Origin of the sequence: Actinomyces sp. MRS3W, from assembly GCF_032465695.1 — a bacterium.
GTDB lineage: Bacteria > Actinomycetota > Actinomycetes > Actinomycetales > Actinomycetaceae > Actinomyces.
Map to the genome: position 1 here is coordinate 1 of NZ_JAWDJJ010000160.1, position 8,949 is coordinate 8,949.

At 69.5% G+C, this 8,949-nt stretch carries 7 protein-coding genes; 4 read left to right on the plus strand and 3 right to left on the minus strand.

The features are described 5' to 3' along the window. The 3 genes from RWX45_RS05760 to RWX45_RS05770 all read left to right on the plus strand — a co-directional run. Window positions 1–2,414, plus strand: a 2,414-nt coding sequence (locus RWX45_RS05760) for a glycoside hydrolase family 2 TIM barrel-domain containing protein (protein WP_316022813.1), incomplete at its 5' end; no start/stop codon positions are given. 169 nt (window positions 2,415–2,583) lie between these two features. Next, complete coding sequence (locus RWX45_RS05765) at window positions 2,584–2,853, plus strand: hypothetical protein (protein ID WP_316022814.1); 270 nt, start codon at window positions 2,584–2,586, stop codon at window positions 2,851–2,853. A 19-nt stretch (window positions 2,854–2,872) separates the two neighbouring features. Then, window positions 2,873–3,205, plus strand: coding sequence for a ribbon-helix-helix domain-containing protein (locus tag RWX45_RS05770; RefSeq protein WP_316022815.1), 333 nt, complete (start codon window positions 2,873–2,875; stop codon window positions 3,203–3,205). A gap of 205 nt (window positions 3,206–3,410) precedes the next feature. Here the strand turns inward: RWX45_RS05770 and RWX45_RS05775 are convergent, their stop codons facing one another. From RWX45_RS05775 to RWX45_RS05785, 3 genes are all read right to left on the minus strand, one after another. Next, a complete protein-coding gene (locus RWX45_RS05775; RefSeq protein WP_316022816.1) occupies window positions 3,411–4,982 on the minus strand; it encodes a DUF1593 domain-containing protein in 1,572 nt (523 codons plus the stop codon). A gap of 1,161 nt (window positions 4,983–6,143) precedes the next feature. After that, window positions 6,144–6,476 carry a transcriptional regulator gene (locus RWX45_RS05780; protein ID WP_316022817.1) on the minus strand — a complete coding sequence of 111 codons (333 nt, stop codon included), beginning with the start codon at window positions 6,474–6,476 and terminating at the stop codon, window positions 6,144–6,146. A gap of 6 nt (window positions 6,477–6,482) precedes the next feature. Beyond that, entirely contained in the window at window positions 6,483–6,983 is a 501-nt protein-coding gene (locus tag RWX45_RS05785; RefSeq protein ID WP_316022818.1) for a hypothetical protein, read from the minus strand. A 150-nt stretch (window positions 6,984–7,133) separates the two neighbouring features. Here RWX45_RS05785 and RWX45_RS05790 point away from each other — a divergent pair. After that, a partial coding sequence (locus RWX45_RS05790; protein ID WP_316022819.1) for a prolyl oligopeptidase family serine peptidase occupies window positions 7,134–8,949 on the plus strand: 1,816 nt, incomplete at its 3' end.

An 8,949-nucleotide genomic window follows, 5' to 3' on the forward strand; every position in this document is an offset into this window, starting at 1 on the left:
TCGACCTCCCGCACGACGCCATGATCCACGAGCCCCGCAGCGCCGAAACCGCCACCACCTCCGGCGCGGGCTGGTTCCCGGGCGGCACCTACCGCTACCGCAAGACCCTCCACGTGCCTGGCGACCTGGGCGCAGACCGCCTCTCACTCGTCTTCGAGGGCGTGTACAAGAACTCGACGGTGCTGGTCGACGGCACCCCGGTGGGCGGCTGCCGCGGCGGTTACACCGAGTTCGAGGTGGACCTGGGCACGCTCACCCCAGGGGCAGACGCCGTCGTCGAGGTCGTGGCCGACAACTCCCAGCAGCCCTCCTCCCGCTGGTACTCCGGCTCGGGCATCTACCGTCACGTGTGGCTGCGCCGCACCGGACCGGTGCGCCTGACCCGCGGCGGCACGCAACTCATCACCGACTCCCTCACCGCCACCTCCGCCGGGACGACGGCCACCGCCACCGTCCGGGTTGAGATCGACAACCCCGACGCCGCTCCCGTCGTCGTCACCGTCGCACTCGCCGACGCCGACGGCGAGGCCGCCCGCGCCTCGGCGTCCACCACCGGGAGCGTGGTGGAACTGCCGCTCGTCGCCACCGACGCCCACCCGTGGTCCGACGTCGACCCGCACCTGTACGACCTCACCGTCACCCTGGCGGACGCGGCCGCTTCGGGCGGGGTACTGGACGAGGAGACCACCCGCACCGGGCTGCGCACCATCGCCGTCGACGCCACGCGCGGCCTGCTCGTCAACGGGGAGCCGGTGCTGCTGCGCGGCGCCTGCGTCCACCACGACTCGGGGATCCTGGGCGCCGCCACCTTCGCCGACGCCGAACAGCGTCGCGCCCGCATCCTCAAGCAGCAGGGCTTCAACGCCATCCGCTCCTCCCACAACCCCGCCGCCCGCGACCTGCTGGCCGCCTGCGACGAGGTAGGCCTGTACGTCATGGACGAACTGTGGGACATGTGGTTCCAGGCCAAGAACCCCCACGACGACGCCTCCCACTTCGAGGAATCCTGGGCGGGCGACGTCGAGGCGCTGGTGCGCAAGGACCGGCTGCATCCGAGCGTCATCATGTACTCCATCGGCAACGAGGTGGGCGAGTCCGCCACCCCGCGCGGCATTGAGGCGGCGCGGCGCACGGTGACGCTGCTGCGCTCCCTGGATACGACCCGCCCGACCACGGCCGGCATCAACCTCATGATCAACATGATGACGCTGCGGGGCCGCGATCTGGTGGCGGATAACAATGCCTCGGGCGAGCGACGCAAGCAGCAGGCCAACGCCGGGGGCGGGGACGCCGGGCAGTCCTCCGCCTTCGGGTCGACCGCCTACAACATGCTCGTCTCCCGCATGGGGACGCTCATGTCCCGGGCCGCCGCCACCAAGGCGGCCGACCGCGCTTCTGCCGGCGTCTTCGATGTGCTGGACATCGCCGGCTACAACTACGCCGAGGCCCGCTACCGCAAGGACGCCACGGCGCACCCGGGCCGCGTCATCGTCGGCACCGAGACCATGCCGCACGCGATTGTGAACAACTGGCAGCTGGTGGAAGAGCTGCCCCACGTCATCGGTGACTTCATGTGGACCGGCTGGGACTACCTGGGGGAGGTCGGGATCGGACTGTGGACCTACGGGGAGGACCCCGCCGGCATGGACAAGCCCTACCCGTACCTCACCGCCGGACCCGGCGTCATCGACATCACCGGCCACCCCGACGGCGGCATGGCGCTGGCCCGCACCGTGTGGCAGCGTCCGAAAACGCCGGAGCTTGCGGTCCGCCCGCTGGACCGCGCCGGGGAGCGCGTGCACAAGGCGCCCTGGCGCGGCACCGACGCCGTCCCGTCGTGGGTGTGGCCGGGAACCGAGCCGGGCACGTCAGCGCAGGTGGAGGTCTACTCCTACGCCCCGCAGGTGGAGCTGTTCGTAGGCGAGCGCTCACTGGGGACGCGCCGCGCGGGCGTCAAGCACGGCTGCACCGCCCGCTTCACGGTCCCCTACGACGTCGGCGACCTGACCGCCGTCGCCAAGGTCGCAGACCGCGAGGTCGGCCGGGCCACCCTGCCCGCCCAGCGCGGCGAGCTGAGCCTGCGGGTGCGCGGCGACCGCGAGCGCCTGAGGGCGAACGGCCAGGACCTGGTCTACGTGGAGATCGAGGTGGTGGATAAGGCGGGCAGCGTCGCCATGCTCAGCGGCGAGCACGTGAGCGTGCGCGTGGACGGCGCCGGCACGCTGGCGGCCCTGGGATCCGCCTCCCCCACGCTGCCGGGCAGCTACTCCACGAATGTGGCGCCGACCTACCGCGGCCGTGCCCTGGCGATCATCCGCGCTGGGCAGGAGACCGGGCAGATCACCGTCACGGTCGGCAGCGAGCACTTGGGCCGCCACCACCTCACGCTCACGGTCGAACCGGCCGGGTCGTAACTGCATATCGGCGGGGTCTGCTGTACGTGAGCGTCGAGAGACCCACTGGGCGCCCCACCACCGAGCGGCCTCGCCCGCCTCGAAACCCGGCTAATCGGCCTGCACCACGGTCAGCACCCGCACTCACCCGCCGATTGCCAACCTTCGAAAACGGTACTACCATAAACGCATGAGGTTCGAGTTCGCCGCCTCGGCTGACAAGCACGGCATTCCACACGCCGATGCCGAATACGCCGTTGTGCACCACATCGACTACGCGATCCTTCAACCGCGTCGACCGAGGGAGCGGGCATTCATGTTCGTCGGCCCGCCCCACTCTCAGGCAATTCGCTACCTCGAAGTCGGAGTGATCGTCGACGGCCGTGGTCGCCGCGTCATCTTCCACGCGATGGAGGTCACCGACCTCTATCGGCATCTGCTACCGCCCGCCGAACGTTAAATCACCGAAGGAGGCAAACATGAATGACAAGCCCCATGTCCTCACCGATGCCGGGCAGGCCTACTACGACCAGTTTGACGCAGACGTCACCGCGGGTCGTGTCCCCGCCATTGGACGCGGCACCCGCCGTGACGGCTCACGCATCGCCGACAGCGAGCTCGATGAGATTCTGCGCGGCCGCCCCGCCCTCGGACAGGACCACGCCACCGGGCGAGGCCGTTCGCCCCGACGGCAGGTCCGCCTACCCGAGCACACCAATGCCGCCCTGGATGCCTACGTCAAAAAGCACGGCACCACCGCCAGCGCGGTCATTCGCGACGCTCTCGAGTCCTATCTCGCGAACGCTGGATGATTGCGCGAACGGATTTGGCAGCGTATTCGAACGTTGTCGGGGCGGCCTAACCGCACATGCCTTACCCCTGCGCCACCAGGCTCGCGCTCGGTCGATTTCTCCCCGACACCCGACGCCGATTCCACCGGCTCTGACAACGCGTTGCCGCTTAGCCGGGTGCGCGACGCGGCCGGGCGGTGAGCGCCGACGGCCCTCCACCGCGTCTCTACCCAGCGCTCACCACGTTGAGCACGACGCGCTGGTAGCGGGTCAGGGGCGGGGTGCCGGTGTCGGTGCCCTCGACGATGAGGTGGATGGCTTGGCCGGGCTCGGCGTCGGCGGGGACGGTGACCACGCAGGTGCCGGCGCCGTCGTCCTGCATCCGGGGCACGCTGGGGCAGGGGTTGGCCCCCGCCTCCGGGTAGGCCCACCAGCGCAGCAGCACGTGGTCGCCGTCGGGATCGGTGGCCGTGGCGGTGAGCGTGAGCACCTCACCTGGCCGCACCGTGCGAGCCAGTCCCCCGGCCCCGACGCCGCCGCCCTCGACGACGACCGCCGGCGGGTGGTTGGCGTCCTCGTAGCGCGGCGTGACGGACCAGGCCAGGCGCGCGGCGAATTCGTTCTGAAGCGCCCGCCACCAGCGGGTCATGTGGTACTCGGGCGGGGCCTCGCCGTCGGCAGTGCGATCGACAACCAGCGGCGGGTAATCCGGCTGGGGCAGGCCGGGCAGGGTGAAGCGCATGTCGGAGGTGAGGGTGTCGGGCAGTTCGGGGTGCGGCACCTGGCGGCCGCCCCAGCCGCCGAAGGTCGCGTCCTCCCACGAGTGCAGGCCGTTGGGGATGAGGAGGGTGAAGTTCGAGGTGTCGCCCTCGGAGATGAAGGCGCCCTCCTCCTGCACCGGGCACCACACCTGGTAGCCCTCCGCGCGCAGCTGTTCCTCGGTTTTTCCGGACTCGCCGAAGTAGTCCGCATCGTCGAAGTCGGCGGCCATGCGGCGCCCGTCGCCCCACACCCGGTAAGCGGCGCCGAGCGGACCGCGGGAGCTGACGTGGCGGCGGGTCCAGTCGGCGCCGACGAGCTCCTGATCGGCGGGCAGCAGCACGTCGCGGGTGGTGTAGCCCCAGGTGCGGGTGGCGACCTCGCGGTGCTCCAGACCGGGCCAGCGGGGGCGGATGTAGCTGTTGAGGGTGGAGTCCTGCTCCCCGAAGGAGGACAGCACCACCCGGTCCAGCACCCGCTGTTTGAGATCGCCCCAGTCCGCGCGCCCGCCCAGGTCCTCCTCGAGGGTGCGCAGCGCCCGGGCGATGGTGGACACCCCACCCCAGGCCTGGATGAACAGGGGGCGGGTGGCGTCAACCGGGGCGCCGCCCTCACCGGTGGTGCCGTCGGGGGTCAACGCGATGTCGCGCAGCAGGTCGGCGATGAGGGTGGAGCCGGGGGTGACCTCATCCATCTCCCCCTCGGCGGTGATGTTCCCCATGCGCACCAGCGAGCGCAGGAAGTCGGCGGTGGGGAAGCGGGGATCGTGCACGCGCAGGGTGTCCTCAACCTGCGCGTAGGCGTCGATGACCTCGTCGATGTGGAGGGTGTCGCCGGGGGCGGGCCAGCGGTGCGGGGCGATGCCGCGGGCGGGATCGCCGGTGTAGTGAAAGGTGGATCCCGCGTAGATGAGGCCGCACAGGTCGATCTCAGCGGCGTGAGTGAGCAGGCGGATCATGGAGTTGAGGTCATCGAGTTCGGGGTCGGTGGTGACCACGACGCGGGGCCAGTCGGTCCGCGGAAAGGCTTCCTTGCGCATGGCACGAGCCTGCCACGATTCGCCCCGCCGCGGTGCGCCGCACACTCAGAAACTGGTGCAAACGCCAGAAACCGCGCGATTCCGCGGATCCATGATTTCGCTTGGGGAAGATAGTGGGGCTCCGGTGTGCCGCCAAGCCTCCGGCGCACACGGGAGCCTAGTCATCCATTTCAGACGTTCTCATCAATTCCTCATGATTTCAACGAATAATCCAAGCCAGCCAAATTTGTCCTGACAGCTCCCGTGTGCGGCGCGCCGTGGTCGCCTGATGTCGCGCACGCGTGTCCCGCCCTCGTCGAGGCGCACAGGCGGATCGCCGGTGTTCCACTGAAGGCGGTCGTTGTACGCAGCCCCGTAGCACAGCGATCCACCCCGTAGCAGGCTCAGGCACGATCGGGCGATTCACCTGGAACGTGAGCCGATTCGGCTTGCCGATCGCGAGCGCAAGGCCCCATAATGGTGGGGAGCCGAGCGGGTATGACTGCTCGACTCCCCGGAGACATCCGGAGATGTTGATCTCAGCGGCCTAGTAGGACGCTGAGCAGAGCCGCAAGGGCCCAGATCAACGGCGGAACGGTTTGGATGGCGGTCCGCCAGATCTGGGCCTTTTGCTTGCTCTTCATTCCCTTGCGCGTCTTCGCCTTACGGCGTCGACGCTTCCGGTGCTTCAACATGCCCAGAGCTCACCCCCTCTCGGTGCACTCCCCGGCAGAGTTTCCTGCGTTGATCCGGGGTTGCGCCGTGGAGGCGGTCTTATCATCGCACGGAGTAGCCAGTGCCTAGAGGCTGTCGCTTCAGCCGACCAACAGATGCTGACGTGCAGGGCAGGATCCGCGCGTAGACACGTGGGAGCAAAGAGCGGGCTATCGGCCTGCATGTGGTGCTTGAATCCGCAGTGCAGTGGGTGGCTTGGCGAGGAGCGTGGGGCCCAGCCTTTGCGTGTCCGGCGCCAGGGTGCCCCGCGCTCCGCCGCCGTCTCCCCGCGGTTGACGACCTTCGGATACATTCCACGACCCCGGGGGTCGTCAAACGCACCCGAAGGTCGAAAAGCGCGCCCCGAGATCGTCAAGCACACCCCGAAGTTCACGAACGTCTACGCCAGTGGGCGCGCCCGGGCCGCTCAAGCAGCCTGCGCATCGCAGCCGCTACAGCCATTGAGCACTAACTGGCCGCCTGCGATTTCGGGTCGGACTGGAACATCTCCTCGAGAGCAGCGATATGACCCTCAACCGCCTCGCGACCGACCTCAGTCAAGCCGATCCAGGTGAGCCGCCGGCGGTCCTGACGCCCCAACGATTGCCCTTTCCTGGTCTGAATGTAGCCGGCATCGGCAAGGACGCGCAGGTTCTTGGACAGAGTGGCATCGGTGAGTCCGACCAGATCCTTGACGACGGAGAACTCCAACTCGGCCACGGGGCGCAGAAGGGCGCAGATGCGCAGGCGGGTCGGCGAATGGATGACCTCACTGAAGGCCGGCGTGATCTCACCTGACATGTTCGATCACTTTCCCTGGGCGATTTCTTGACGTAGCGCCGCATCGTAGCGGACACCGAGCACGATGACTGCCACGAACTCGACGGCGACCACAAGAAGAACCCACCCGACGCCCTGGACATATCGCCCCAAGAAAAAGGATGCGACCATCGCGAAGGCCGCTACTCCCATCATGAGTGCGAGAAGAGCATTGCTACGACGCCCCACCGACGCCTGGACATTAATCCCGCATCTGGCGCGATACCAAGCACCGAGAAAGAGTATGGCCATCAGGTGCAGCAGGTAAAGAAAATGAGGCCAGGAAGGCACACTGAAGAAGAAAGTCATGGACGCCACGACACCGGCGAAGACCGGGTAGTACCACGCCGGGACCACCATTCGCTCCGCCAGGTTACGACGGTCGCCGTCAAGCGACGCCAACATGTCGCGGGCACGCTCAGCTGCAACAGGCTCACTGCCGATGCGCGGGTCCACATCGTCGGCGGACCCCGAGAAGTCACTTGCCATGTCGGCAAGTCTACTCCTGACTTGCCAACATGGCAAGTCAACATTTCCAGCGCGCCAGCGACATCGCGCTACCTGTGCTGGAAAGGGGCACTAGCGGAGATTGAGGCCGCCAACCATGAGACATCGCGACACCTGTGCTGGAATGGGGGCATGGACCGCGAGGACGCCCTCATGCCCCCCGCCTGGCTCGATGACGTGACCGGCGAGCAGGCCCGTGCCTGGGTGACCGAGCACAATGCGCGCACCGAGGCCGCCTACGCCGCCGACCCCGACTTCGCCGCGCTCACCGCGGACCTGGAGGCCATCCTCGATTCCCCCGACCGGATACCACCCGTGGCCGACCGCGCCGGCATGCTCTACAACTTCTGGACCGACGCCGACCACCCCCGCGGCATCTGGCGCCGCACCAGCTGGGAGTCCTACGCCATGGGCGCCCCCGCCGGCAGGCTGGCCACCCCCACCCAGTGGGAGACGCTGCTGGACCTGGACGCCGCCAGCGCCCAGGACGGCGCCGAGCAGGGACAGGGCCTCGTCTGGGGCGGGGCGCAGGTGCTCACCACCGGACCACTCGCGGGCCGTCGCGCCCTGGTCACCCTCTCGCCCGGCGGCGGAGACGTCAATGTCACCCGCGAGTTCGACCTGGACGCGAAACGCTTCATCCCGCCCGACGAGGGAGGCTTCTTCCGTCCGGCCTCGCGCGGCTCCATGACCTGGGGCGACGCGGACGGGGAGTCGGTCATCCTCACCGCGGACTTCGGCGAGGGTTCCCTGTCTCCGGCCGGGTATCCGCGCCAGGTGCGACGCCTGCGCCGCGGCCAACGCCCGCAGGACGCGGAAGTCCTCGTCACCTGCGCGCCCGGCGAACTCGCGGCGGCAGCCTCCCGCGACCCGTGGGGTCGCACCTGGCTGACGACGATCCCCTCCTTCCACGCCACCCGCATCTGGCTGCTGCCCGACGACGCCGCCCCGCCCGCTGGCGCGCAGGCGGCCCGCCGGGCGCTGGCATCCGAGCAGGAGACCGTGGCGCCCGGCGCCGTGCGCCTGGACGTGCCCGAGTCGGCGTCGGCGGGCGTGGGGCGCGGCTGGGTGACCATTGAGCTGCGCGAGCCCTGGGAGGCGGGCGGCCGGTCCTACGCGCCTGGAACCCTGCTGGCCGCACCGCTGGAGGAGTACCTGGCCGGCGGGCGCGACATGCGCGTGCTGTTCACGCCGTCGGCGGCGACCTCGCTGGAGGGGGCGACCTGGACCCGCAACCACCTGGTGCTGCAGGTGCTCGACGACGTCGTCAACCGGCTGGAGGTCTGCACCCCGCCGTCCTCCCCCACCGGTGAGTGGGGGCACCACTGGATCGACCTCACCGGCGCCGCCGACCTGCCCGGGGGCACCGCCCCGGAGAGCACCGAGCTGCGCCCCGGCCGTGCCCTGCTGGATGTGGAGGTCAGCGCCCTGGACGCCAGCCGCACCGACTACCTGTGGATTTCGGCGTCGGGGTGGACGACGCCGTCGACGTTGACGGTGGGGCGCCTGACCGCGGCGGGCGAGATCACCGGCATGAGCGTGCTGCGTCAGGCCCCGGCGCGCTACAACGCGACCGGGGTGCGGGTCACCCAACACGTGGCCACGAGCGCGGACGGCACACGCGTGCCCTATTTCCAGGTGGGTCGCCCGCGGCGCGACGACGACGGCGACTGCCTGCCCGGGCCGACGCTGCTGTACGGGTATGGGGCCTTCGGCAAGGCGCTCACGCCCGGTTATGAGCCGGTGGTCGGCAAGGCGTGGCTGGAGCGGGGCGGCACCTATGTGGTGGCCAATACGCGCGGTGGGGGCGAGTACGGGCCCGGCTGGCACCTGTCGGCGGTGGGCGGTGGGCGGCACCGGGTGCTGGAGGATTTCGCCGCGGTGGCCCGCTCCCTCATCGACCGCGGGGTGACGACGCCGCAGCAGCTGGCGGTGCACGGGTCCAGTG